General features: G+C 73.4%; 15 protein-coding genes. 9 read left to right on the plus strand and 6 right to left on the minus strand.

What is annotated here, in order from left to right; all coding sequences use genetic code 11:
* The first annotated feature begins 126 nt into the window (after positions 1–126).
* Together hpf and FH609_RS26680 are read left to right on the plus strand one after the other, a co-directional pair.
* Positions 127–819: a ribosome hibernation-promoting factor, HPF/YfiA family gene (gene hpf / locus FH609_RS26675; protein ID WP_226961971.1), complete on the plus strand. Its 693-nt coding sequence runs from the start codon at positions 127–129 to the stop codon at positions 817–819.
* Positions 820–963: 144 nt separating this feature from the next.
* The gene (locus tag FH609_RS26680) at positions 964–1,683 is read left to right on the plus strand and encodes a response regulator (protein WP_226961990.1); all 720 of its coding nucleotides are present in this window, start codon (positions 964–966) and stop codon (positions 1,681–1,683) included.
* Positions 1,684–1,784: 101 nt separating this feature from the next.
* On the opposite strand, the gene FH609_RS26685 is transcribed toward FH609_RS26680, so the two are convergent.
* Positions 1,785–2,999: a winged helix-turn-helix domain-containing protein gene (locus tag FH609_RS26685; protein WP_139673240.1), complete on the minus strand. Its 1,215-nt coding sequence runs from the start codon at positions 2,997–2,999 to the stop codon at positions 1,785–1,787.
* A gap of 131 nt (positions 3,000–3,130) precedes the next feature.
* On the opposite strand from FH609_RS26685, the gene secA reads away from it, so the two are divergent.
* Positions 3,131–5,959 (plus strand): preprotein translocase subunit SecA, encoded by a 2,829-nt coding sequence (gene secA, locus FH609_RS26690; RefSeq protein ID WP_139673238.1) that lies wholly within the window; start codon positions 3,131–3,133, stop codon positions 5,957–5,959.
* Positions 5,960–6,085: 126 nt separating this feature from the next.
* Here the strand turns inward: secA and FH609_RS26695 are convergent, their stop codons facing one another.
* A complete protein-coding gene (locus FH609_RS26695) occupies positions 6,086–6,556 on the minus strand; it encodes an Rv3235 family protein (RefSeq protein WP_193318077.1) in 471 nt (156 codons plus the stop codon).
* 191 nt (positions 6,557–6,747) lie between these two features.
* Here FH609_RS26695 and FH609_RS26700 point away from each other — a divergent pair, with 191 nt between their 5' ends.
* From FH609_RS26700 to FH609_RS26715, 4 genes are all read left to right on the plus strand, one after another.
* Positions 6,748–7,251 carry a DUF6912 family protein gene (locus FH609_RS26700; RefSeq protein WP_139673235.1) on the plus strand — a complete coding sequence of 168 codons (504 nt, stop codon included), beginning with the start codon at positions 6,748–6,750 and terminating at the stop codon, positions 7,249–7,251.
* 116 nt (positions 7,252–7,367) lie between these two features.
* Positions 7,368–8,054, plus strand: coding sequence for an HAD family hydrolase (locus tag FH609_RS26705; protein WP_139673232.1), 687 nt, complete (start codon positions 7,368–7,370; stop codon positions 8,052–8,054).
* Positions 8,055–8,318: 264 nt separating this feature from the next.
* Entirely contained in the window at positions 8,319–13,277 is a 4,959-nt protein-coding gene (locus tag FH609_RS26710) for an NAD-glutamate dehydrogenase (RefSeq protein ID WP_139673228.1), read from the plus strand.
* Between the two features lie 136 nt (positions 13,278–13,413).
* Positions 13,414–14,319 carry a class I SAM-dependent methyltransferase gene (locus FH609_RS26715; RefSeq protein WP_139673225.1) on the plus strand — a complete coding sequence of 302 codons (906 nt, stop codon included), beginning with the start codon at positions 13,414–13,416 and terminating at the stop codon, positions 14,317–14,319.
* 86 nt (positions 14,320–14,405) lie between these two features.
* Here the strand turns inward: FH609_RS26715 and FH609_RS26720 are convergent, their stop codons facing one another.
* From FH609_RS26720 to FH609_RS26735, 4 genes are all read right to left on the minus strand, one after another.
* Positions 14,406–15,332, minus strand: coding sequence for a carbohydrate ABC transporter permease (locus FH609_RS26720; RefSeq protein ID WP_226961972.1), 927 nt, complete (start codon positions 15,330–15,332; stop codon positions 14,406–14,408).
* Positions 15,329–16,627: a carbohydrate ABC transporter permease gene (locus tag FH609_RS26725; protein WP_139673222.1), complete on the minus strand. Its 1,299-nt coding sequence runs from the start codon at positions 16,625–16,627 to the stop codon at positions 15,329–15,331. Before FH609_RS26725 ends, FH609_RS26720 begins: the two co-directional genes overlap by 4 nt.
* A gap of 20 nt (positions 16,628–16,647) precedes the next feature.
* Positions 16,648–18,021, minus strand: coding sequence for an ABC transporter substrate-binding protein (locus tag FH609_RS26730; RefSeq protein ID WP_139673219.1), 1,374 nt, complete (start codon positions 18,019–18,021; stop codon positions 16,648–16,650).
* Positions 18,022–18,409: 388 nt separating this feature from the next.
* The gene (locus FH609_RS26735; RefSeq protein WP_405379126.1) at positions 18,410–21,217 is read right to left on the minus strand and encodes an FHA domain-containing protein; all 2,808 of its coding nucleotides are present in this window, start codon (positions 21,215–21,217) and stop codon (positions 18,410–18,412) included.
* Positions 21,218–21,729: 512 nt separating this feature from the next.
* Here FH609_RS26735 and FH609_RS26740 point away from each other — a divergent pair.
* On the plus strand, positions 21,730–23,496 hold the full coding sequence (locus tag FH609_RS26740) for a serine/threonine-protein kinase (protein WP_139673216.1): 1,767 nt from the start codon (positions 21,730–21,732) through the stop codon (positions 23,494–23,496).
* Positions 23,497–23,670: 174 nt separating this feature from the next.
* Positions 23,671–24,981: a serine/threonine-protein kinase gene (locus FH609_RS26745; RefSeq protein WP_139673213.1), complete on the plus strand. Its 1,311-nt coding sequence runs from the start codon at positions 23,671–23,673 to the stop codon at positions 24,979–24,981.
* The last annotated feature ends 12 nt before the right edge of the window (positions 24,982–24,993 follow it).

A 24,993-nucleotide genomic window follows, 5' to 3' on the forward strand; every position in this document is an offset into this window, starting at 1 on the left:
AGAGGAGGTGAAAGTCGTAACCCCGTCGTAACGCCGGAAGGGGCCGTGGACACCGGCCCGTCCGGCGCAAGTGCACCAAGGAGGTGCCCCACTCAGAGCGTGGGGCCGTCCGGGAACGGAGTTCGCGTGGACATCGTCGTCAAGGGTCGCAAGACCGAGGTGCCGGAGCGCTTCCGCCGGCACGTGGCCGAGAAGCTGAAGCTGGACAAGATCCAGAGAATCGACGGCAAGGTGACCCGTCTCGACGTGGAGGTGTCCAAGGAGCCGAACCCACGTCAGGCGGACCGTTCCGACCGGGTCGAGATCACGATGCGCCACCGGGGGCCCGTGGTGCGCGCCGAGGCGTCGGCCGCCGACCCGTACGCGGCGCTCGATCTCGCCGTGGAGAAGCTGGAGTCCCGGCTGCGCCGGGAGAACGACAAGCGGACCTCCCGCAGGGGGCGCGGCCGCATCCCGGCGAGCGCCGTCGCCGAGGTGGTGCCGGACGCGGCGCCGCTCAACGGCAACGGGCTGCTGCCGACGCCGACCGCCGAGCCGGACGAGGTGCCCGTGCGGCGCGTCGGGCCCGTGGTGGTGGAGGGTGACGGGCCGCTGGTGGTCAGGGAGAAGACCCACACCGCCGCCCCGATGGGCCTCGACCAGGCGCTCTACGAGATGGAGTTGGTCGGCCACGACTTCTATCTCTTCGTCGACATCGAGACCAAGCAGCCCAGCGTGGTCTACCGACGGCACGCCTACGACTACGGCGTGATCCGGCTGGAGACCGATCCGCTGAGCGAGGTCGCGCCGGAGGGCGCGGGGGGCGCGCTCGGCGGCTGACGCCGCTTCGTGCCTGGTAGCGCGCACCCCTTGGCCGGATCGTGGACCCGGCCGGGGGTGCCGCCATGGAATCATGGGGTAGCCGAGTGTGGCGGCGTACCCGCCAGGGGGAGGGATTCGATGGTGGAGACGTTCGGGCCCAGGATGCCCAGGGGGCGGCCGGCCTTCACGGCCGAGCGCGAGCCGGCGGAGGAGAGCGAGCCGATCCGGGTGCTGGTGGTGGACGACCACGAGCTGTTCCGGCGGGGTCTGGAGATCGTGCTCGCCCAGGAGTCCGACATCGAGGTCGTCGGCGAGGCGGGGGACGGCGCCGAGGCGGTGGAGAAGGCGGCCGACCTGCTGCCGGACATCGTGCTGATGGACGTGCGGATGCCCCGGCGGGGCGGGATCGAGGCGTGCACCGCGATCAAGGAGGTGGCCCCCAGCGCGCGGATCATCATGCTGACGATCAGCGACGAGGAGGCCGACCTCTACGACGCCATCAAGGCGGGCGCGACCGGCTATCTGCTCAAGGAGATCTCCACCGACGAGGTGACCGCCGCGATCCGCGCGGTGGCCGACGGGCAGTCCCAGATCAGCCCATCGATGGCGGCCAAGCTGCTCACCGAGTTCAAGTCGATGATCCAGCGCACCGACGAGCGCCGCCTGGTGCCGGCGCCCCGGCTGACCGACCGGGAGCTGGAGGTCCTCAAGCTGGTGGCCACCGGGAAGAACAACCGGGACATCGCCAAGGAGCTGTTCATCAGCGAGAACACTGTCAAGAACCATGTACGGAACATCCTGGAGAAGCTCCAGCTCCACTCCCGCATGGAGGCGGTGGTCTACGCGATGCGGGAGAAGATCCTCGACCTGGAGACCGGCTGAGACCGGCTGAGACCGGCCGAGACCGGCCGACACCGGTTGAGGCGCGCTGAGACCGGCGTGCGGCGGCGGCCGGAACCGGTACCGCCGCAGCCGGCCCCGGCTCAGTCGCCGGCCGGGGTGACCCTCGCGACCTCGGCGGCCAGCGGGCCCGCCAGCTCCGCCGGGGTGCAGCGCTCCACCCGCACCTGGTCGCAGCCGACCCAGCCGGCGGCCTCCACCAGCGCCTGGGCCATCGCCGGCACCGCCTTCTCCGCCCGGGGCAGTGGCCCCTCGAACGCCGCGTGCCGGGCGACCAGCGTGCGCCCCTCCCGCGCCGGGTCCACGCGGCCCAGCAGCTGGCCGCCGGCCAGCAGCGGCATCGCGAAGTACCCGTATATCCGCTTGGGCCGGGGCACATACGCCTCCAGCCGGTGCACGAAGCCGAAGATCCGTTCCGTGCGCGGCCGGTCCCACACCAGGGAGTCGAACGGCGAGAGCAGCGTGGTGCGGTGCCGGCCACGCGGCGGCGCCGCGAGCGCCGCCGGGTCGGCCCAGGCCCGGTGCCGCCCGCCCTGGCCCCCGGCCGCCGGCCAGCCGGCGACCTCGACCGGCACCAGCCCGGTGTCCTCGATCACCGCCGCCACCTCGGCCCCCCGCAGCCGGTGGTAGTCGGCGAGATCGGCCTGGGTGGCCACGCCCATCGCGGCCCCCGCCTGGGCGACCAGGCGTCGCAGGCACTCCTCGTCCGTCAGCCGATCGTGGTAAAGCTCCTCGGGCACCGCCCGCTCGGGCAGGTCATAGACGCGCTTCCAGCCGCGCCTCCTGGTCACCACCACGTCGCCCAGCATCAGCGCCCGCTCCACGGCCACCTTGCTCTCCGACCAGTCCCACCACAGCCCGCCGTTCTTCGCGCCGCCCAACTCCGTCGCGGTCAGCGGGCCTTCGGCGCGCAGCTGGTCCAGCACCTGGCGGTAGGCCGCGTCCGGCAGCTCGTGGTGCCAGGTGGTGCGGGCGCGGTAGGCGCGGCGGCGGAACGCGAACAGCGGCCACTCCTCGATCGGCAGCACACAGGCGGCGTGCGACCAGTACTCGAAGGCGGTGTCCCCCGACCAGTACGCCTCCTCCACGGCGGGGCGGCCCACCGCGCCCAGCCGGGCGTAGGGCAGCAGCTCGTGGGAGCGGGCCAGCACGGAGATGGTGTCCAGCTGCACCGCGCCCAGCCGACGCAGCACCCCGCGAACCCCCGCTCGGCGGTCGGGCGAGCCCAGCAGACCCTGGGCCCGCAGAGCGATCCGTCGGGCCTCGTCTGGGGAGAGTGTCACAACAGCGGCAGTCATGCGGGGATCGTAGGGCCGACCACTGACACCCGTGTGGGCGCTCGCATACCATGGCCGGTGCGGCGGGGCCATCTCGCTGTGCCCGCGCCTTCCACTCGCGCCAGGCCCGACCGTCAAGGAGACCAGCCCTCGTGTCCGTCTTCAACAAGATCATGCGTGCAGGCGAAGGCAAGATCCTGCGCAGGCTGCAACGCCTCGCCAAAGAGGTCAACTCGATCGAAGAGGACTTCGTCAATCTGACGGACGCCGAGCTGCGGGCGCTCACCGACGAGTACAAGGAGCGGTACGCGGGCGGCGAGAGCCTGGACGACCTGCTGCCCGAGGCGTTCGCCACCGTGCGCGAGGCGGCCAAGCGGGTCCTGGGGCAGCGCCACTACGACGTGCAGCTGATGGGCGGCGCCGCGATGCACCTCGGCTATGTGGCCGAGATGAAGACCGGTGAGGGCAAGACCCTGGCGGGCACGCTGCCGGCGTATCTCAACGCGCTCTCCGGCAAGGGCGTGCACATCATCACCGTCAACGACTACCTGGCCCAGCGTGACTCCGAGTGGATGGGCCGGGTGCACCGCTTCCTGGGCCTGTCGGTCGGCTGCATCACCTCCGGGATGCGCCCGGCGCAGCGGCGCGAGCAGTACGCCTGCGACATCACCTACGGAACGAACAACGAGTTCGGCTTCGACTACCTCCGGGACAACATGGCGTGGTCCAAGGAGGAGTTGGTGCAGCGCGGGCACAACTTCGCCACCGTCGACGAGGTGGACTCCATCCTGATCGACGAGGCCAGGACCCCGTTGATCATCTCCGGCCCGGCCGACCAGGCCACCAAGTGGTACGCGGACTTCGCCAAGCTGGCGCTGCGCCTGGAGAAGGGCGAGGCGGCCGTGCCCTCGCGCCAGGTGGCCGAGTCCGGCGACTACGACGTGGACGAGAAGAAGCGCACCGTCGCCATCCACGACGCCGGGGTCAGCAAGGTCGAGGACTGGCTGGGCATCGACAACCTCTACGAGTCGGTCAACACCCCGCTCGTCGGCTATCTGAACAACGCCATCAAGGCGAAGGAACTGTTCAAGAAGGACAAGGACTACGTCGTCATCGACGGCGAGGTCGTGATCGTCGACGAGCACACCGGCCGCATCCTCGCCGGCCGGCGCTACAACGAGGGGATGCACCAGGCCATCGAGGCCAAGGAGGGGGTGAAGATCAAGGACGAGAACCAGACGCTCGCCAAGATCACCCTCCAGAACTACTTCCGGCTCTACGACCGGCTCTCCGGCATGACCGGCACGGCGATGACCGAGGCCGCCGAGTTCCACCAGATCTACAAGCTCGGCGTCGTCCCGATCCCGACCCACCGGCCGATGGCCCGCAAGGACCAGGCCGACCTGATCTACCGCACCGAGCCGGCGAAGTTCGCCGCCGTGGTCGACGACATCGTCGAGTGCCACGCGAAGGGCCAGCCGGTGCTGGTCGGCACCACCTCCGTGGAGAAGTCCGAGTACCTCTCGCAGCAGCTCAACAAGCGCGGCGTGCGGCACGAGGTGCTCAACGCGAAGAACCACGAGCGGGAGGCGGCGATCGTCGCCAAGGCCGGCCGCAAGGGCGCGGTCACCGTGGCCACCAACATGGCCGGCCGTGGCACCGACATCAAGCTCGGCGGGAACCCGGACGACATCGCCGAGCAGGAGCTGCGCGCCAAGGGCCTGGACCCGGTGGAGCACTCCGAGGAGTGGGCGGCGGCGCTGCCGGGCGCGCTGGAGCGGGCCGAGCGCTCGGTGGAGGCCGAGTTCGAGGAGGTCAAGTCGTTCGGCGGGCTGTATGTGCTGGGCACCGAGCGGCACGAGTCCCGCCGGATCGACAACCAGCTGCGCGGCCGCTCCGGCCGGCAGGGCGACCCGGGCGAGTCCCGCTTCTACCTGTCGCTGGGCGACGACCTGATGCGGCTGTTCAAGGCGCAGATGGTCGAGCGCGTGATGTCGATGGCCAACGTGCCGGACGACGTGCCGATCGAGAACAAGATGGTGACCCGCGCGATCGCCTCCGCCCAGGGGCAGGTCGAGCAGCAGAACTTCGAGATCCGCAAGAACGTCCTCAAGTACGACGAGGTGCTCAACCGCCAGCGTGAGGTCATCTACGCCGAGCGGCGCCGGGTGCTCTCCGGGGAGGACCTCCAGGAGCAGGTCGGCTACTTCATGGACGACACCATCGAGGCGTATGTCCAGGCGGAGACCGTCGAGGGCTTCGCCGAGGAGTGGGACATGGACCGGCTGTGGGGCGCGTTCAAGCAGCTCTACCCGGTGCAGGTCACGGTGGAGGAGCTGGAGGAGGAGACCGGCGGCCGGGACGGGCTGACGCCCGAGTTCCTCGCGGAGTCCGTCAAGGAGGACATCCACCGGCAGTACGCCAGGCGCGAGGAGGAGCTGGGCTCCGAGGTGATGCGGGAGCTGGAGCGCCGGGTCGTGCTCTCCGTGCTGGACCGCAAGTGGCGTGAGCACCTCTACGAGATGGACTACCTCCAGGAGGGCATCGGGCTGCGCGCCATGGCGCAGCGCGACCCGGTGGTGGAGTTCCAGCGGGAGGGCTTCGACATGTTCACCGCCATGCTGGAGGGCATCAAGGAGGAGTCCGTCGGCTACCTGTTCAACCTGGAGGTCCAGGTGGAGCGGCAGGTCGAGCAGGTGCCGGTGCAGGGCGGGACCAAGGAGGAGGCGGCGGCCGAGGGCGCGCAGGAGGCCGTGCCGGCCGGGGCGCGCCCGGCGATCCTGGCCAAGGGCCTGGAGGCGCCCAAGCCGGCGCAGGGCCTGCGCTACTCCGCGCCGACGGTGGACGGCGCCGGCGGCGTCGTCGAGGGCGACTTCGCCGCCGGCGAGGAGAGCGCGCCGGCCGCGACCAGCTCCGGCCAGGGCCAGACCCGCGCCGAGCGGCGCAAGGCGCAGAAGGGCGGCCGTCGCCGCAAGAAGTGACGCGGCGGCGCGGAGGAGCGCCGCCGGCCCCGGCCGGCGGCGCCGACGCTCGCGGTGGATCAGGGGGCGTGTCCCAGCGGGGACGCGCCCCCATGCGCGTGTCCGGGCGCGGGCGGCGGGCGGCCGTCACGGGACCGTGTCCAACTCGACGGCGACGCAGCGCCAGACGCCGGCCCGCTGCTCCTCCAGCCGGAACGCCAGGGCCCTGGCGCGCCGCCCGACGCTGACCACGGCGCACGCCTCGATCGCCGCGCTGCCGGGGCGCGAGCCGCGCACCAGGCGCAGGGCGGGCGCCGGATCGCCCTCGGCGGGGCGGAGCGGGGCGCGCGGCGCCAGCCGGATCAGCTGCTCGTACGCCGGGTCGCGGACATGCCCGAGCAGCACGGTGACCGGGCGCTGCCCGCTGAGCACCAGCACCAGCTGGCGGGCGAACCACTCGTGCGGGAGCGGCAGCGCCCGCTCGCGCGGCGCCCGGTGCCCCGGGCGCCGGGGGTCGGTCCGCCGGCCGCCCGCCGGGCCGGTCGGCCGGGGGCCGCGACGGCTCCTGGGCTGGGGAACCCGCTGCTGACCTCGCTGTTGACCCCGTTGACTGAGCATGGCTGCCGGACCCTTCCCCCCACGCCGTGTGGCGCTACCGATCGGTAACAACTGCGGAGTGTAATCAACTGCCCAACCCCCGGCAACCGTTGCCCGGAGCGCGCGGAGGGCTTCGGAGATGCGCGGCGGACCCCCGCGCGCCCCCTGGTAAGGTGAGGCCGCTTCAGGCCCAGGAAGGAAGCGTCGGTGCCGTGCGCGTCTACATCCCCCTCACGCTCTCCGGGCTGGCCCGCCTCCATGTCGCCCGGGAGATCGCCCCGGCGCCGCTGACCGCCTACGCCGTCACCCCGGCACTGCGCGAGTGGTATCTCTCCGGCAGCGAGGAGGAGTTGGAGTACGCGGCGCTGAGCAGGGCGGCCGTGGCCTCGCTGCGGCTGGTCGCCACCGAGCTGGGGGTGGCCAGGCGGCGGGTGGTGGTGGCCGCGGATGTGCCCGACCGGGTGGCGTTCGCCGATCCCGAACTGGCGCTGTCCCCCGAGGCGTTGGGCGAGGTCAGGCTGACCGAGGCGGTGCCGCTCGGCTGGCTGGCCGCCGTGCATGTGGACGCCGAGGAGGCCGCCGAGGACGTCCAGGCGGCGGCCGAGGCGGTGGGCGCGGCCGACCAGGGCGACGAGGACGCCCAGTTCGTGGTGGACGGCGTCGCCGACCACGAACTGCTCTGGTACGGCGTCCAGGAGATCGACCGCCTGGTCTGAGGCCGCGCGCCCCCTCGTGCGCCGGTGCGCCGGTGCGCCGGACCAGGTGCGCCGATCCAGGTGCGCCGGACAAACCCGCTGTCCCGTTGTCAGTGCCGGGTCGTAGTGTGCGGGACATGGCTTCTCCGCGCGACCCGGCACCCGCACCCCACATCGTCTGGGACTGGAACGGCACCCTGCTGCACGACATCCACGTCGTGCTGGAGGCGACCAACGCCGCGTTCGCCGAGGTGGGGCTCGCGCACCTCACCCTGGACCGGTACCGCGAGCTGTACTGCGTCCCCATCCCCGAGTTCTACCGGCGCCTGCTGGGCCGGCTGCCCACCGACGAGGAGTGGGAGGTGATGGAGGAGGCGTTCCACCGGCACTACTTCGCCCGCTCCGACACCGCCGCCCTCGCCGAGGGCGCGGCCGAGCTGCTCGCCGACTGGGTGCTCGCCGGGCGGACGCAGTCGGTCTGCTCGCTGGCCGCGCACGACCGGCTGGGGCCCTGGCTGACCAGGCTGGGCGTGGCCGAGCACTTCATACGCGTCGACGGGAACCGGGGCGAAGGGCAGGTGCTCGGCAAGGCCGCCCAGATGGCCCGTCACCTGGCGGCCATGTCCGGGGTCGATCCGGCCCGGGTCGTGGTGATAGGCGACGCCACGGACGACGCGGTGGCGGCGGCGCACGCCGGCGCCAAGGCCGTTCTCTACACGGGGGGTTCGCACAGCCGGCGCAGCCTGGCCGGCGCCGGGGTGCCCGTGGTGGACAGCCTGGCGGAGGCGGTGTCCGTCGCCGAGGAGGTGGTGCGGCGCGGCTGACGCGCCGGCGCCTGGCAACCGGCGCCCGTTCGCGAATCGGGCCGGGGATATACGCTGGTGCGGTGTTCAGTGCGATACCGCCTGCCCCCGACGCTTCGAAGGGCAGGCAGCGTGGCCTTCCCTCGGCGACTCCGCCAGCTCGGCGGCCGGCCGGTCGACTGACTTCCACCCTCGGTACCACCGGAAGCATCCCAGCCATCCGAGCGAGCGCTGTCCGGTGACCGTTACTCGACGTCACGCGACGGTGCGCGACAGGAGCAGGACATGCACAGCAAGCTGGACGAAGCCAAGGACGAACTGCTGGCGCAGGCGGCCAGGGTGGCCGACCACGGGCCCAGTCAGGGGCAACCGCCGGCGCACGGGATGGACGCGGAGGCGCTGCGGGCCTATCTGCGGCGCTACTACCTCTTCATCGCCGCCGAGGACGTGACCGAGCGCGACCCGGTCGACCTCTACGGCGCGGCCCTCGCCCACCACCGGCTCGCCGCCGAACGCCCCCAGGGCACCGCCAACGTCCGGGTCTACACGCCCTCGGTCGACGAGATCGGCTGGACGTGCACCCACACGGTGGTTGAGGTGGTAACGGACGATATGCCCTTTCTGGTGGACTCCGTCACCAATGAGCTGTCCCGCCAGGAGCGCGGCATCCATCTGGTGGTCCACCCGCAGATCGTGGTCCGCCGGGACGTCGCCGGCCGGATGCTGGAGGTGCTGGACGCCGGCCGGGACCGGGAGGGGGCGGTCGATCCCGAGCAGCTGCCGCCGGACGCGGTGGTGGAGTCCTGGATTCACGTCGAGATCGACCGGGAGACCGACCAGGAGCAGATCCGTCAGGTCGAGGCCGATCTGCGGCGGGTGCTCGGCGATGTGCGCGAGGCCGTCGAGGACTACCAGAAGATGCGCGAGGCGGCCCTGCGGATCGCCGAGGGCCTGGCCGACGAGCCGCTCTCGGACGAGCTGCGCCAGCAGGATGTCGACGAGGCCGCCGAGCTGCTGAGCTGGCTGGCGGCCGACCACTTCACCTTCCTCGGCTACCGCGAGTACGAGCTGGCCAGGGAGGACGACGGCGGCGGTGGCGACGAGCTGCTGCCCGTTCCCGGCACGGGACTTGGCATCCTGCGCTCCGACCCGCCCTACCCGAAGGGCGAGACGGACCACCCGGCGGCCTCCTCCGCGTTCCACCGGCTCTCGCCGACCGCCAGGGCCAAGGCCAGGGAGCCCAGGCTGCTGGTGCTGACCAAGGCCAACAGCCGGGCCACCGTGCACCGTCGGTCCTACCTGGACTACCTGGGCGTCAAGAAGTTCGACGAGCAGGGGCGGGTGATCGGGGAGCGGCGGTTCCTCGGGCTGTTCTCGGCCGCCGCGTACACCGAGTCGGTGCGCCGGGTGCCCGTGATCCGGCGGAAGGTCGCCGAGGTGCTCCAGGCCGCCGGGTTCAGCGTGCAGAGCCACAGCGGCCGCGACCTGCTCCAGATCCTGGAGACCTATCCGCGCGACGAGCTGTTCCAGACCCCGGTGGAGACCCTGCGCAGCATCACCACCGCCGTGCTGCACCTCCAGGAGCGGCGCCGGCTGCGGCTGTTCCTGCGGCAGGAGGAGTATGGCCGGTACTACTCGGCGCTCGTCTATCTGCCCAGGGACCGCTTCACCACCACGGTGCGGCTGCGGCTGACCCAGATCCTCCGGGAGGAACTGGACGGCAACAACGTCGACTTCACCGCCTGGAACACCGAGTCGGTGCTCTCCCGGCTGCACTTCGTCATCCGGGTCGCGCCCGGCACCGAGCTGCCCGAGCTGACCGAGGCCGACCTCGACCGGATCGAGGCGCGGCTGGCCGAGGCGTCCCGCTCCTGGACGGACGGCTTCACCGACGCGCTGCTCGCGGAGTACGGCGAGGAGCAGGCGGCCGACCTGGGTCGCCGCTTCGGCGGTGCCTTCCCCGAGGGGTACAAGGCGGACTTCCCGCCCCGCGCGGCCGTCGCCGACCTCCAGTATGTGATCAACCTCAGGCCCGAGGAGGGCGAGGACTTCGCGCTGAGCCTCTACGAGCCGGTCAACGCGGGCCCGGGCGAACGCCGTTTCAAGATCTACCGAATCGGCGAGCCGGTCACGCTGTCGGCCGTGCTGCCGGTGCTTCAACACCTGGGCGTCGAGGTGGTCGACGAGCGCCCGTACCACCTCAGGCCGGCCGACGGCGCGCCCACCTGGATCTACGACTTCGGCCTGCGGCTGCCCGAGACGCTCGCCGGCGGCCTGGGCGGCGGCGCCCGGCAGCGGTTCCAGGACGCGTTCGCGGCGGCCTGGACGGGCGCGGCCGAGGACGACGGCTTCAACGCGCTGGTGCTCTCGGCGGGCCTGACCTGGCGCGAGGCGATGGTGCTGCGCGCCTACGCCAAGTACCTGTGGCAGGCCGGCGCGCGCTTCGCCCGGGAGAACATGGAGGCCACCCTCCGCCGCAACGTGCACACCACCCGCCTCCTGGTGAACCTCTTCGAGGCCCGGCACGCGCCCGGCCGGCAGAGCGCCGGGCGTGAGCTGACCGACGGGCTGCTGGAGGAGCTGGACGGCGCGCTGGAGCAGGTGCAGAACCTCGACGAGGATCGCATCCTGCGGGCGTTCCTCACCGTGATCAAGGCGACCCTGCGGGTCAACTACTTCCAGCACGACTCCGACGGCCGCCCGCACGCCTATCTGTCGATGAAGCTGGACCCGAAGGCCATTCCCGAACTGCCCGAGCCGCGGCCGGCGTTCGAGATCTGGGTGTACTCGCCGCGGGTCGAGGGCGTGCACCTGCGGTTCGGCAAGGTGGCGCGGGGCGGGCTGCGTTGGTCGGACCGGCGGGAGGACTTCCGCACCGAGATCCTGGGCCTGGTGAAGGCCCAGGAGGTGAAGAACACGGTGATCGTGCCGGTCGGCGCCAAGGGCGGCTTCGTCGGCAAGCAGCTGCCCGACCCCTCGGCCGACCGGGACGCCTGGCTCGCCGAGGGCATCGCCTGCTACCGCACCTTCATCTCGGGCCTGTTGGACATCACGGACAACCTGGTGGACGGCGAGGTCATGCCGCCGGCCGACGTGGTGCGGCACGACGAGGACGACACCTATCTGGTGGTCGCCGCCGACAAGGGCACGGCGACGTTCTCCGACATCGCCAACGAGGTCGCCCAGTCGTACGGCTTCTGGCTGGGCGACGCGTTCGCCTCCGGCGGCTCTGCCGGCTACGACCACAAGGGCATGGGCATCACGGCGCGCGGCGCCTGGGAGTCGGTCAAGCGCCACTTCCGGGAGCTGGGCCACGACACCCAGTCCGAGCCGTTCACGGTGGCCGGGATCGGCGACATGTCGGGCGACGTCTTCGGGAACGGGATGCTGCTGTCGGAGCAGATCCGGCTGGTGGCCGCGTTCGACCACCGGCACATCTTCCTCGACCCCGATCCCGACCCGGCCGTGGGCTACGCCGAGCGCCGCCGGCTGTTCGCGCTGCCGCGTTCCTCGTGGGCCGACTACGACACCTCGCTGATCTCCAAGGGCGGCGGGGTGCACCCGCGCACCGCCAAGTCGATCCCGCTGACCCCGCAGGTCCGCGAGGCGCTGGACCTGCCGGACGGCACGATCTCGCTCACCCCGGCCGAGCTGATGCGCGCCATCCTGCGGGCGCCGGTGGACCTGCTGTGGAACGGCGGCATCGGCACCTATGTGAAGGCCGCCTCCGAGTCCCACGCCGACGTCGGCGACAAGGCCAACGACGCGATCCGCGTCAACGGCCGGGACCTGCGCGCCAAGGTCGTCGGCGAGGGCGGGAACCTGGGCCTGACCCAGCTGGGCCGGATCGAGTTCACGCTGAACGGCGGCCGGTGCAACACCGACGCCATCGACAACAGCGCGGGCGTCGACACCTCGGACCACGAGGTCAACATCAAGATCCTGCTGGACGCCGTGGTGGCCAACGGCGACCTGACGGTCAAGCAGCGCAACGCCCTGCTCGCCGAGATGACCGACGAGGTCGGCGCGCTGGTCCTGCGCAACAACTACGCGCAGAACGTGGCGCTGGCCAACGGCGAGGCCACGGCCGCCGGGCTGGTCCTGGCGCACCAGCGGGCGATCAGCCGGCTGGGCGAACGGGGCCTGCTGGACCGGGAGTTGGAGTTCCTGCCGGACGACGACGAGTTCCGCGAGCGGCGGGCGGCCGGGCGCGGGCTGACCCAGCCGGAGCTGTCGGTGCTGCTCGCCTACGGCAAGCTGACCACCACGGCCGAGTTGCTGACCACCGAGCTGCCGGACGACCCCTATGTCGACCGGCTGCTGCTGGCGTACTTCCCCCGCCCCCTGCGGGAACGATTCCCCGAGCTGATCGAGCGGCACGCGCTGCGCCGCGAGATCATCACCACGCTGCTGGTCAACGACACGCTCAACGTGGCCGGTTGCACCTTCATCCACCGGATGCAGGAGGAGTCGGGCGCCTCGACGGAGGAGATCGTCCGGGCGCACACCGTGGCCCGCGACATCTTCCGGCTCGGCGAGATCTGGGACACCGCCGAGCGGCTGGACAACGAGGTGCCCGCCGCGACGCTGACCCGCATCCGGCTGCACGCCCGCCGGCTGGTGGAGCGCGGCGCCCGCTGGCTGCTCAACAACCGGCCGCAGCCGCTGAAGCTGGCCGACACCACGGAGCTGTTCGGCGAGCGGGTGGCGCAGGTCTGGGCGGAGCTGCCCACGCTGCTGCGCGGCCGGGAGCTGGCCCATCTGGGCGCGCAGCACGAGGAGTTGGCCGAGGCCAAGGTCCCGGACGAGCTGGCCCGCCGGGTCGCCGGGTTCTCCGCCGTCTTCCCCGCGCTGGACATCGTGGCGGTCGCCGACCGCACCGGGCGCGAGCTGCTCGACGTCGCCGAGGTGTACTACCACCTCAGCGACGAGCTGAGCATCTCCCGGCTCCAGGAGCGGATCAGCGAGCTGCCCAGGGCGGACCGTTGGCAGTCGATGGCGCGCACCGCGATCCGGGAGGACCTCTACGCGGCGCACCAGCTGATCGCGGCCGACGTGCTGGCCGAGGGTGGGCCCGAGGCGACGCCGGAGGAGCGGTTCGCGGCCTGGGCGGACCGCAGCGCGGCCGTGCTCAACCGGGCGCGGGCCACGCTGCACGAGATCCAGTCCTCGGACAGCTTCGACCTGGCCAACCTGTCGGTGGCGATGCGCACGATGCGGACGCTGCTGCGCAGCAACCGCTGACCGCCCTCCGGCCGGCGGCCGGCGCGCGTGGCGCGTGTCGGCCGCCGGGCGGTCCCGGCGGCCGGTGGTTTGCTGGCGGGGAGCCGGCCGGCGGGGACGGCCCGCCGGAGCGAGGGACAACGGGAGGCGGGCAGGCATGGGCGCTCACCAGCACGGTCAGCAGCACCAGCACGGTCACCAGGAGGGCCACCAGCACCACGGGGCGGCCGGGATCGACTGGGCGACGGAGGGGGAGCGGCTGATCAGGGGCGCCGAGCTGCACGCCGACGAACTGCGGCGCACGGTGGCCTGGCTGCGCGCGCAGCAGCCGGCGGCCCGGCTGGTCGTCGACGCCGGCAGCGGCCCGGGCGTGGCCAGCTGCCTGCTGGCCGAGGCGTTCCCCGAGGCCGAGGTGCTGGCCGTGGACGGCACGCCCGAGCTGCTGCGGCTGGCCGAGGAACGGGCCGCCGCGCTGGGCCTGGCCGGCCGGGTGACGGTCCGGCGGGCCGAGTTGCCCGGCGGGCTGGCCGGCGTGGCGGGCGTCGACCTGCTGTGGGCCAGCCGGGTGGTGCACCATCTCGGCGACCAGCTGGCCGGGTTGGGGGAGCTGGCGGCGACGCTGCGCCCCGGCGGGCTGCTGGCGCTGGCCGAGGGCGGGCTGCCGACGCGCTTCCTGCCCCGGGAGTTCGGCCTGGGCAGGGCCGGGCTCCAGGCCCGGCTGGACGCGGCCAACGAGGAGTGGTTCGGGCGGATGCGGGCCGAGCTGCCCGGTGCCGCGACCGTCGTCGAGGACTGGCCCTCGCTGCTGACCAGCGCGGGGCTGGCCCCGGTCGGCTCGCGTACCTTCCTCACCGAGCTGCCGGCGCCGCTCGGCCCCGAGGGCCGGGCGTATCTGGTGGACCGGCTCGCCAGGCAACGGGAGGTGCTGGACGGGGTGTTGGACGCCGAGGACCTGGCCGCGCTGGACGTGCTGCTGGACCCGGACGCGCCGGAGGGGCTGCTGCGCCGGCCCGACGCGTTCTATCTCAGCGCCACCACCGTCCACCTGGGCCGGGCCGGCTGAGCGACGAAGCGGGGGGCGCGGGCCCAACGGCCCGCGCCCCCCGTTCACTTCAGGGCGTTCACGTCGCGACGCTCACGCTCCGGCGGTCACTTCACCGCGCCCGCCATCACGCCGGACACGAACTGCCGCTGGAAGGCGAAGAAGATCGCCAGCGGAATCAGCATGGTCAGGAACGCGCCCGGCGCCAGCACGTCGAAGTTGCTGCCGAACTGCCGCATCTCCTGCTGGAGCGCCACCGTCATCGGCGGCGAGCCGGCGTCGGCGAAGATCAGCGCGACCAGCATGTCGTTCCAGACCCACATGAACTGGAAGATGGCCAGCGCCGCGATCGCCGGGCCGCCCAGCGGCAGCACCACCCGGAAGAACAGCCGCAGTTCGCCCGCGCCGTCCAGCCGCGCCGCCTCCAGCAGCTCGCGCGGGATCTCCGCGAAGAAGTTCCGCAGCAGGAAGATCGCGAACGGCAACCCGAAGGCCGAGTGGAACAGCACCACCCCCGCCGTCGTCTCGAAGATCCCCAGGGTGTTGAAGAGCCGGGCCACCGGGATCAGCGCGACCTGGATCGGCACCACCAAGAGGCCGACCACCACCAGGAAGAGCCAGTCCCGGCCGGGGAAGTCCATCCAGGCGAAGGCGTAGGCCGCCAGCGCCCCCAGCACGATCACCAGCGCCGTCGCCGGCAGGGTGATCGCCACCGTGGTCCACACGGAGCCGGTGAACTTCTCGTTCCCGAGCAGGCTGTCGTAGTTGCTGAAGCTCCACTGCCCCGGGTCGGTCAGCGCCTCCCACCAGCCGGTGGAGGCGATGTCCCTCGGGTCGCGGAACGACGAGACGAACAGGCCGGCGGTGGGCAGCAGCCAGAGCACGCCGAGCACCACCAGCACCACCCGCACCACCGTGCCGGAGGCGAGGGCGGCGAGGCGGCTGCTCCAACGCGTGGGTGGCGGGCCGGCGTTGGCCGACGCCGGGGCGTTGGCCGGGTCGGGTACGTGTGCGGTCAAGGTGGGAGCGGTCACCGCTGGTTCTCCCGTCGCAGCCTGCGCAGGTTGATGATCATCACCGGGACCACGAGCAGCAGCAGGAACACCGCGATGGCGCTGCCCACGCCCTGGTCGGCTCCGGTGCCGAAGGAGGACAGATAGAGCTGGAGCGCCAGGACGTTGGCGTCCGCCTGGCTGGAGCTGGGCGCGATGACATAGACCAGGTCGAAGATCTTCAACACGTTGATCATCAGCGTCACGAACACGACGCCCAGCACTGGGGCCAGCAGCGGAACGGTGATCCTGCGGAACACGTGCCACTCGTTGGCGCCGTCCACCCGGGCCGCCTCCAGGGTCTCCCTGGGCACGCTGGCCAGCCCCGCCGCGATCAGCACCATCGCGAAGCCGGCCCACATCCAGACGTAGCTGGCGATGATCGCCGGCGTGACGACGTTCGGGCCCAGCCACTCGATCCCGTTGTAGGGGGCGGTGAAGTTGTCCGAGGGCAACCGGAGTTGGGCCCCGTCCGCCTCGGCCGGCAGGGTGAACGTCCCGTCGTCGCCGGTCGTCGTGTCGGCGACCACCTGCCCGTCGCGCACCGCCTCCACCGTGATCCCGGAGAGCGCCAGCTCCTCGGGGTCGATGGTGTTCTCGGCGCCCGCGCCGCCCCGGGTGAAGTCCATCCAGACCGTGCCGGTCACCTCGCCCGGCTCGCCGCCGGGCGCCGCCGCCAGGTCGGCGCCGGACAGCTCGGGCTGCGGCACCGCCACCAGCGGCAGCAGCGCCGGGGTGCCGGCGGTCACCGGCTCGGTCAGCAGATACGAGCCGTCCTCCTCGACGGTCAGCGGACCGCCGGGCCTGGGCTGGGCGTCGGGCCAGCTGGAACTCTCGGCGAAGGTGTCGTGCACCGTCGTCGCCAGCGCGTTGGCCAGACCCCGGTCCGGGTTCTGCTCGTAGACCATCCGGAAGATGATCCCGGCGGCCAGCATCGAGATCGCCATCGGCATGAAGACGACCAGCTTGAACACGGTCGCCCAGCGCACCCGTTCGGTCAGCACCGCGAAGATCAGACCCAGCGCGGTGGCCACCGTCGGCGCCACCACGATCCAGATCAGGTTGTTCTTCAGCGCGGTCCTGATGCCGTCGTTGGTGAAGATCTCCTTGAAGTTGTCCAGGCCGACGAAGCTGTCGCCCGAAGCGTCGAACAGGCTGCGCTGGATCGAGTACCCGATGGGGTAGACGACCAGCGCGCCGAGCAGCAGCAGCGCCGGGAGCAGGAAGCTCGCCGCCACCCAGGGACGGGCCCTGATCACCGCCTTGCCGGAAGCCATGGGTTGTCAGTCTCCGTCCGTCAGTGGCCGTACGCGTCGGCGGCCTGGGACTCCAGGTACGCCTGGGCCCCCTCGATGTCGTCGGGGTCACGCAGGAAGTTCTGGAGTCCCTGCCACATGCCCTGTCCCGTGGTGCCGCCGAAGGCGGCCGGGGTCTGGTCCGACATGTCGAACCGGAAGTCGTCGCCGGCGGCGATCAGCGCCTCGGCGATGCCCCGCTGGACGTCGTTCGGGTAGACGTCGAACTCCAGGGACTTGTTGGGCGAGACGAAGCCGCCGGGCTCGGCCCAGATCGCGGCCGCGTCCGTCGAGGCCAGATACGTCAGGAACGCCTCCTGCGCCTCGCTCATCTGCCCGTCGGGTGCCACGGCCACGGCCGCGTCGCCCGCGCTGACCACCGGCGGGGCGCCCTCGCCCACGGCCGGGAACGGGAAGACCCGCGCGTCCACGCCGATCTCCGCGTCCGTGTTGTCGCCGATAACCGCGCCCACGAAGTCGGCCTCGAAGACCATGCCGGACTCCGGCTCGGTGAGGTTGACGAACGTGTTGGTGACCGAGGTCGGGAAGTCCGTCTGGAGCGAGCCGCTCTGGCCACCGAGCAACAGCCGGTTCTCGCCGTAGAGTTCGCCGAGGGTGGTCAGCGCCTCGGTGACGCTCTCGTGCGTCCAGGGGATCTCGTGGGCCGCGAGCTGGTCGTACATCTCGGGGCCGGCCTGGGAGAGATAGATGTTCTCGAACCAGTCGGTGAGCGTCCAGCCGTCGCCGCCGGCGACCGAGACCGGCGTGGTGCCGGACTCCCAGACCGTCCAGGCGGTGTCGATGAACGCGTCCCAGCTGTCGGGCGGCGAGACGCCCGCGTAGTCGAAGGCCGTCTGGTTGTACCAGATCAGTGACTTGTTCGCGGCCTTGACATAGACCCCGTAGAGGTCACCGTCGCTGCCGGCGGCCAACTGCTGCCAGCCCTCGGTGTAGTTGGCGTCCAGCTGCTCCCTGGTGGAGTCCTCCAGCGGCGCTATCCACCCGTTGTCGGCGAACTCCCGCAGCACGCCGGGCTGCGGCACCATCACCACGTCCGGCGGCGAGCCGCCCTCGATCTTGGTGCCGACGAACTGGGAGACGTTGTCGCCGCTGGGTACCACGGTCACCGAGGCGCCGGTGCGCCGCTCGAACTCGTCGGTCACCCGGACGAAGTTGTCCTGCTCGGCGCCGGTCCACACCGCGCCGACCTCCAACGACTCCCCGCTCAGGTCGGGAAGTTCGATGGTCGGCTCCCGCTGGGACTGCTCGCCCTCGTCGTCGCTGCCGCAGCCCGACAGGGCCAGCGCCGTGGTGGCCACCACGGCAGCCGTCACCCGTTTCGCTCTCCGGCCAGGGCTTGGGCCCGAACCGCGCATGAACACCGCCTCACCTTGGAAAAGATGCGGCAACCCCCGTCCGTGCAGGGCCTGCCACGCCGCACGTCCTACGCCGCACGTTCCTACGCTCTGTCCGGTATCCGATCAAGACGGATGTGGTCTCAACCGGCCTTTGTGATGGGGCTGTTACCCACCGCACGGACAATGCGGGGCCAATGTGCCAGGGGGTGCGCCGGTGGCCTGAAGTGGTCGTTGAGGGGGCGTGCCGGACCTGGGCCACGACCTGCGGCGAAACCCGTCCGGACCGCCCCGCGCAGGGCGGACGGCGCGGCCGTGCGACCGGCCGAACTGTCCGAAATCCGACCGGTGGTGGGGCGGCGTGGCGGTGGGGCGGCGGGGCGGCGTCGGGGGTGGGGCGCGCCCGGGGTCAGACCGGGGTGGCGGAGGCGGTCTCCCTGGTGCTGGCGGCGCGGGCCGCCGCGCTGGCCAGCAGAGCGATGTCGGTCGGCCCGTTCCCCAACTCGCGGACCGGGCGGCGGGCCGGGGGATCGCCCAGCCGCGCCCAGTCGAGCCGGGTGACCGTGGGGCGCAGCGTCGCCGTGCGCGGGATGCGCCCGGTGATCCGGCCGGTCTGCACCGGGGTGCGCGCGCCGTCCGGGGTGCGCAACTCCGCGCGGCCGAGCGGCGCCCCGGCGAGCAGCAGGCGGCTGGCCGAGGCCAGGCGCAGCGGATCGTCGCCCGCCGGCGGGCCGCCGGCCAGCACCAGCCGGACGCCGAGCGCCGGGCCCTCCCGGCGCACCGCGTCCAGCGCCCGCAGCATCGAGCCGGCGGCCTGCCGGCCCGGCGCGCCCAGCGGCGGGCTGACCAGCGCCGGCAGGTCGTCCACCAGCACCACCAGCCAGGGGAGCGGGGCGCTGCCGGGCGCGCGCATCGCCGGCTCGGGGCCCGCGTCCTGGGCGCCGCCCCAGCCCAGCGGCTCGCCGCCGCTGCGCGGCGCCACCACCCGGCCCTCGGCCAACTCCCCGCCCGCCGGGGCGATCTCGTCCCCGAAGCGCCCGAAGCGCCCGGGCCCTTCGGCGCGTCCCTCGCCCCGCCCGCGTCCCTCGCCCCGCCCGCGTCCGTCGTCGCCCATGCCGGCCGCGCCGCCCGGGCCGCCGGCGGTGCCCACGGCGAACGCGGTGCCGCCCAGCAGCAGGGCCCGCCGCTTCAACTCGCCGCGCAGCGCCTGGGCGAAGGCCCTGATCCGCACCGGGTCGGTGGCGCCCAGATAGGAGGCGACCTGCGGCAGCTCGGCCGAGGGCGCCAGGCCCTCGCCGGCGCCCTCGACCAGCAGCAGCGACAGCTCGCGCGGGCCGTGCGTGGCCGCCAGCGAGGCGGCCAGCGCGTTGAGCGCCTCGGTGCGGCCGGAGCGCGGGCCGCCCTCGACCAGCAGCGGGTCGCGCGCCTCGCCGAGCCCGAACCACACCGGGCCGCGCTCGCCGACGCCCAGCACCACGGGCAGCTCGGTGCCGGCGGCCCAGCGCTCGCGCAGCGCGCCCGGCGTGACCCGGGACAGCTCCAGGACGTCCAGCAGCCGACAGCTCTCCGGCAGCGGCGCGGCGCCCGGCGCGGCCCCGCCGCCAGGACCGCCGCCCGCGCCGTCCTCGCGCAGCGGCGCCAGCGCCCGGGCGAACCGCTCGACCCAGGCCGGCGAGACCGCGTCGGCGCTGGCCGGCTGGCCCGGCCTGCCGTCCGGGCCGACCAGCCGCACCGCCGTGGCCACCGCGCCGCTGAGCAGGCCGACCGCCCCGCAGGAGGCGAACGCGGGGTGGGCGGCGCGCGCGGCGTCCAGCGTCTCGGCGACCGGCGAGGACGGGGTGGCCGGCGGGGTCTCGGCCAGGCAGAGCAGATGGACGCCGGCGGCCGGTCCCTCGGCGGCCAGCCGGGCCAACTGGCCGGCGGCGGGCGCGGAGAGCGGGCCGTCCACCAGAACCACCGAGCGCCGCCGTGGCGCGGCCCCGGCCGGCGGGCGCTCGATCTCGGCCAACTCCCGCAGCCGGGCGGCCGCCTGCTCGTCGTCGAAGCCGAGCAGCAGCCGGCAGTCCTGCCCGCGCGCGGGGCGGGTGTGCGGCAGCCAGCCGAGCCACGACCACTCCTCGGCCCGGCCGGGGGCCAGCACCACCAACTCCAGGGCGCTCGGCGGATGGAGCCCGGCGAGCTGGGCCAGCACCGCGCGGGCCAGCCCGGTGATCCGCTCCCTGGGCCCGGCCAGGCCGAGCGAGCCGACGGCCGGCAGGCTGACGGTGACCGGCGGGAGCCCGTCGGCCGGGCTCTGCGCCGTGCCCAGCCGCACGCCGTAGGCGTCCGGGCTGTCGGGACCGCGCTCCCAGAGCCGGGGCCCGGACTCGACGGCCAGCAGCAACAGGGCGGCCAGATCCGGCCAGCGGGACTCCTCGGCGGGGGCGACCCGCGCCGCCGGGGCCGCCTCGGCCGGCTCCCCGGCGGGCGGCGCCTGCGGCGGCCGGCCGCCCGAGCGGCGCCCCCAGCCGCCGAGCCCCACGCGGCGCTGCACCCGCGTCGGCGGCGGCTCGTCCGGAGCGCCCGGCTCCGGTGCGCCCGGCTCCACCGGCCGCGTCGTGGGCAGCGCCGGCGGCCCGCCCAGCGCCAGCGCCGGGGGCGCCGGCCGCTCGTCGGCGGTCAGCACCCGCAGCGCGGACTCGCCCAGCCGCAGTATCCCGCCGGGCGGCAGGAGCACGGGCCGCTCCCGCACGGGGCGGCCGTCCAGCCAGGTGCCGTTGGTCGAGCCGAGGTCGGCGACCGCGATGGTGCCGTCGGAGCCGAGCGTCAACGAGCAGTGCAGCCGGGAGACATCGGGGTCGTCGAGGGGGATGTCGGCGTCGGCGGAGCGGCCGATGGTGGCCGTGCCGCCGCGCAGCAGATGGACGCCGCCGGCGTCGGGACCCGAGGCGACGAGCAGCCGGGCCGGGACCGGCTCGGCGCCGGGCCCCTCCAGCGGCCGGTGCAGCGAGAGCACCGCCCCGTCCACCAGGGGCGGCTGCCCCAACAGGCAGCGCGCCGGGTCCAGTCGGCGGTCCTCGCAGAAGACCGCCCCCGGCGCGGAGCCGCCGGGCGAGACCGCGCTGGCCAGCGAGCCCACGACGGCGGAGAGCGGGGTGCCGGCCGGGGCGGAGATCGCCACGTCGACGCCGTCGGCAACGCCGGGCCCGAGAACGGTCACCCTGATCTGAATCGGCATCGGCCCTCCCGGTCACACCCGGCTGTCATGTCCCGACCCGCAACGGATGCGGATGCTGCTGGCATCCTCGCACCCGCCACTGACACCGGAACGCGCGTCTGATGCTTAATGATCTTGATTGGCTATATCTGACCAGATCTGATCGGTCGTTGCCAGGCCCCGGGGAGAGCGCGTTCCCGAGACCCTCGCACCCGCCCGTCGTTCACCGTCGTCCGCCGTTCGGCGCGGCCCGCCCGTCCGACGCCCCATCATCTCCCGGCCCGCCCGCCGCGCCCCACGCGACCCTCCCGCCGGCCACCGGCGCGCCGCCCGCCGGACCGTCCCGCGCGAGCCCGCGCCCGGCGGCCCACGCAACCGACCGGCCGACCGCCGCGTCCCAGCAACCGGGGCCTGGGCCGCCGTTCCGGCGCCCCCCGCTGTCACCCGTCGCTGTCACCCGGCGGCACTACAGTGCGGCACTACAGTAGGGGCCTCGGGTCCCGTGACCATCAGCGAAGCATCAGGGAGCTAGCGTGCGGCCGGTAGGCAGCAAGTACCTGCTTGAGGAGCCGCTCGGGCGCGGCGCCACCGGCACCGTCTGGCGCGGCCGCCAGCGCGAGACCGCCGGCTCCGAGGCCGCCGTCCAGGGCGAGCCTGGCGAGCTGGTCGCGGTCAAGGTCCTCAAGGAGGAGCTGGCCCACGACCCGGACGTGGTGATGCGCTTCCTGCGCGAGCGCTCCGTCCTGCTGCGCCTGGCCGCCGCCAACCACACCAACATCGTCCGCACCCGCGACCTGGTGGTCGAGGGCGAGGTGATAGCCCTGGTGATGGATCTGATCGACGGGCCCGACCTGCACCGTTACCTCTACGAGAACGGCCCGATGACGCCCGTCGGCGCCGCGCTGCTCACCGCCCAGATCGCGGACGCGCTGGCCGCGGCGCACGGCAAGGGCATCGTCCACCGCGACCTCAAGCCGGCCAACGTGCTGCTCGCCGGCGGCCGGGACGGACAGCCGCTGCGCCCGATGCTCACCGACTTCGGGATCGCCAGGCTCGCGGACTCCCCGGGCGTCACCCGGGCGCACGAGTTCGTCGGCACGCCCTCCTACGTCGCGCCCGAGTCGGCCGAGGGCCGCGAGCAGACCTCGGCCGTCGACATCTACGGCGCCGGCATCCTGCTCTACGAACTCATCACCGGGCAGCCCCCGTTCGGCGGCTCCAACACCCTCCAGGTGCTCCAGCGCCACATCAGCGAGCGGCCGCACCGCCCCGACGGCGTGCCGGGCCCGCTGTGGACCGTGATCGAGCGCTGCCTGCGCAAGTCCGCCGACGAGCGCCCCTCGGCGAGCAACCTGGCGCGCGCGCTGCGCACCGTCGCCGCCGGGATCAACGAGCACGCCACCCCCGAGCAGCGCAACGCGGCGCTGGGCGTCGGCGCCCTGCTGCTGCCCGAGCCGTCGCCGGTCCGGGTGCCCGGCACCGGCATCGGCCCGGAGGGCTCGTCCGAGCCCACCCAGGTGCTGCCCGGCGGCTCCCGCGACGCCTCGGGCGGGGGCCGGGGCGCCGACCCCGACGCCGCCACCAACGTGCTGCCCACCACCGGCCGGGACGGCGGGGGCGAGCGGGACGACAGGCGAGACGACGGGCGGGATGACGGGCTGAACACCACCCGCGCCATGCCGACGCACGGCGCCACGCCGCCCGAGCCCGAGGGCCCGCACCCTTGGGAAGAGCAGATGCGCGCGGCCAGGGACCGCAACGAGCCCACCCGGGTGCAGCCGGTCCAGCAGCCGCAGGACCCGCTCTACCGCCCGCCGCAGCGGCAGCCCCAGCGGCGCCCGCAGCGCCGTCCCCAGCAGCACCAGCAGCCGCCGGCGCCCAACCAGCCGCGCCAGGACCCCTACGGCTACCCGCCGCAGCAGCCCCAGCAGCAGCGCTACCAGCCGCCGCCCCCGCCCCAGCAGTACCAGCGCCCGGTGCCGCCGCCCTACCAGGAGCCCCCGCAGCGCCGGCAGGCCGAGCCGCGCCGGGACCGCGAGCCGCGCGGCCGTTCCCGCAGCGCCAACCCGATGCGGATTCCCGGACTCGGCTGCCTCAAGGGCTGCCTCTTCATACTGCTGATTCTGGTCGTGATCGGTTTTCTCATCTGGAACTTCACGCCGCTTCAGGACTGGATCGCGGACGGCAGGAGTTTCTGGGACACCGTCACCGACTGGTTCGACGACCTGCGGGAAATGCTCGGGTTGATCGACGAGGCCCAACAGACCGTGGACGAGAACCTCCCCGACGGCGGTGAATGACCAACGCGCGCCGTTCCGTTGGTGAATCCCCGCACCGGCGAAGCGACAACTCGACCGTGATCTCGGTGATTTATCGACTTCCGGTCGGGAATTTCGTCCTGGACATGCCGGCAAACCCGGACAAGCCCGGCGTGCTGTCCTGTGCCCGGCGAGGCCGCGTCGTAGCCTCACGCCATGGCACGGAACATCGGCAGCCACTACACCGCCCACCGTGTGCTCGGCCGCGGCAGCGCCGGAACGGTGTGGCTCGGGGAGGGGCCCGAGGGTCCCGTCGCGATCAAGCTCCTGCGGGAGGACCTGGCCGCCGACCCGGACCTCGCCGAGCGCTTCGCCCATGAACGGCACGCGCTCCTCGGCCTCGAACACCCCCATATCGTCGGCGTCCGCGAGCTGTTGGTCCCCGAGAGCCAGCACGGCGCCACGGGGCCGGCCGGGGCGAACGGCGAGATCGCCCTGGTGATGGACCTGGTGCGCGGCCCCGACCTGCGCACCCACCTCACCCGTGAGCGCCGGCTGGCCCCCGCCGAGGCGGCCACCATCGTGGCCGGCGTGGCCAGCGGCCTGGCCGTCGCGCACGCCGCAGGCATCGTCCACCGCGACGTCAAGCCGGAGAACATCCTGCTCGACACCTCCGGCGAGCAACCCGTCGCGCTGCTCACGGACTTCGGCGTCGCCAAGCTGATCGACGAGCCCCGGCACGGCGGCAGGTCCGGCGTCGTCGGCACCCCCGACTACATGGCCCCCGAGATCGTCGAGGGCCTGCCGCCGCGCGCGGCCGTCGACATCTACGCCCTGGTCACCGTGCTGTACGAGCTGCTGTCCGGGTTCACCCCGTTCGGCGGCGGACACCCGGGCGCCGTGCTGCGCCGCCAGGTCACCGAGCAGGTGGCCCCGCTGCCCGGGCTCCCGGACGAGCTGTGGGAGCTGATCCAGCAGTGCCTGGCCAAGGCCCCGGCCTCGCGGCTGCGCGCCGCCGAGCTGGCCTCCCGGCTGCGCGAGCTGCACCCCGCGCTGGTCGGCCTCCCCCCGCTGGACCTCGGCGACCCGGCCGCCGACGAGGAGCGCCGGCAGGCGTCAGGGGACGCCGATTACGCCGGGTACGCCGAGCACGGTGACGCCACGGCGGCCCTCGCCACCGCCGCCCCGACCAGGGCCGCCGTCCCGCTGGTGCGCGGCGCGGCTCCCGACTCCGAGCGCGTCACCCACACCCGGATGCGGGTGCCGGACGCCGACGAACTGGCCGGAGGAGCGCACGGCACCGCCCGCGCGCCCCGCGCCCCCGGCCAGCCGCGCGCCGGCTCGGCCCGCAACACCACCGCCGGCGCACGCCGGCGCCGTCGGCTCGCCGTCACGGTCGCCGGCGCCGCCGTGCTCGCCGCTGTCGCCGGATGGCTGCTGTTCTCCGGCGGCGACGAGGGCGGCGGGGGCGACGGGCGGGGACCGGCGACCGAGGTCACCCTGGTCGACGAGGCCGACGTCGGCTGACGCCCCCGCCGC

The sequence above is a fragment of the Streptomyces sp. 3MP-14 genome (assembly GCF_006334905.2).
GTDB lineage: Bacteria > Actinomycetota > Actinomycetes > Streptomycetales > Streptomycetaceae > Streptomyces > Streptomyces triticirhizae.

Bases quoted from the DNA above. Each gene is read 5' to 3' on its own strand.
- FH609_RS26715 (WP_139673225.1), top strand. From the start codon at position 13,414: ATGGGCGCTCACCAGCACGGTCAGCAGCACCAGCACGGTCACCAGGAG.
- FH609_RS26685 (WP_139673240.1), bottom strand. From the start codon at position 2,999: ATGACTGCCGCTGTTGTGACACTCTCCCCAGACGAGGCCCGACGGATC.
- FH609_RS26680 (WP_226961990.1), top strand. From the start codon at position 964: ATGCCCAGGGGGCGGCCGGCCTTCACGGCCGAGCGCGAGCCGGCGGAG.
- FH609_RS26705 (WP_139673232.1), top strand. From the start codon at position 7,368: ATGGCTTCTCCGCGCGACCCGGCACCCGCACCCCACATCGTCTGGGAC.
- FH609_RS26730 (WP_139673219.1), bottom strand. From the start codon at position 18,021: ATGCGCGGTTCGGGCCCAAGCCCTGGCCGGAGAGCGAAACGGGTGACG.
- FH609_RS26735 (WP_405379126.1), bottom strand. From the start codon at position 21,217: ATGCCGATTCAGATCAGGGTGACCGTTCTCGGGCCCGGCGTTGCCGAC.
- FH609_RS26710 (WP_139673228.1), top strand. From the start codon at position 8,319: ATGCACAGCAAGCTGGACGAAGCCAAGGACGAACTGCTGGCGCAGGCG.
- FH609_RS26745 (WP_139673213.1), top strand. From the start codon at position 23,671: ATGGCACGGAACATCGGCAGCCACTACACCGCCCACCGTGTGCTCGGC.
- FH609_RS26725 (WP_139673222.1), bottom strand. From the start codon at position 16,627: ATGGCTTCCGGCAAGGCGGTGATCAGGGCCCGTCCCTGGGTGGCGGCG.
- FH609_RS26695 (WP_193318077.1), bottom strand. From the start codon at position 6,556: ATGCTCAGTCAACGGGGTCAACAGCGAGGTCAGCAGCGGGTTCCCCAG.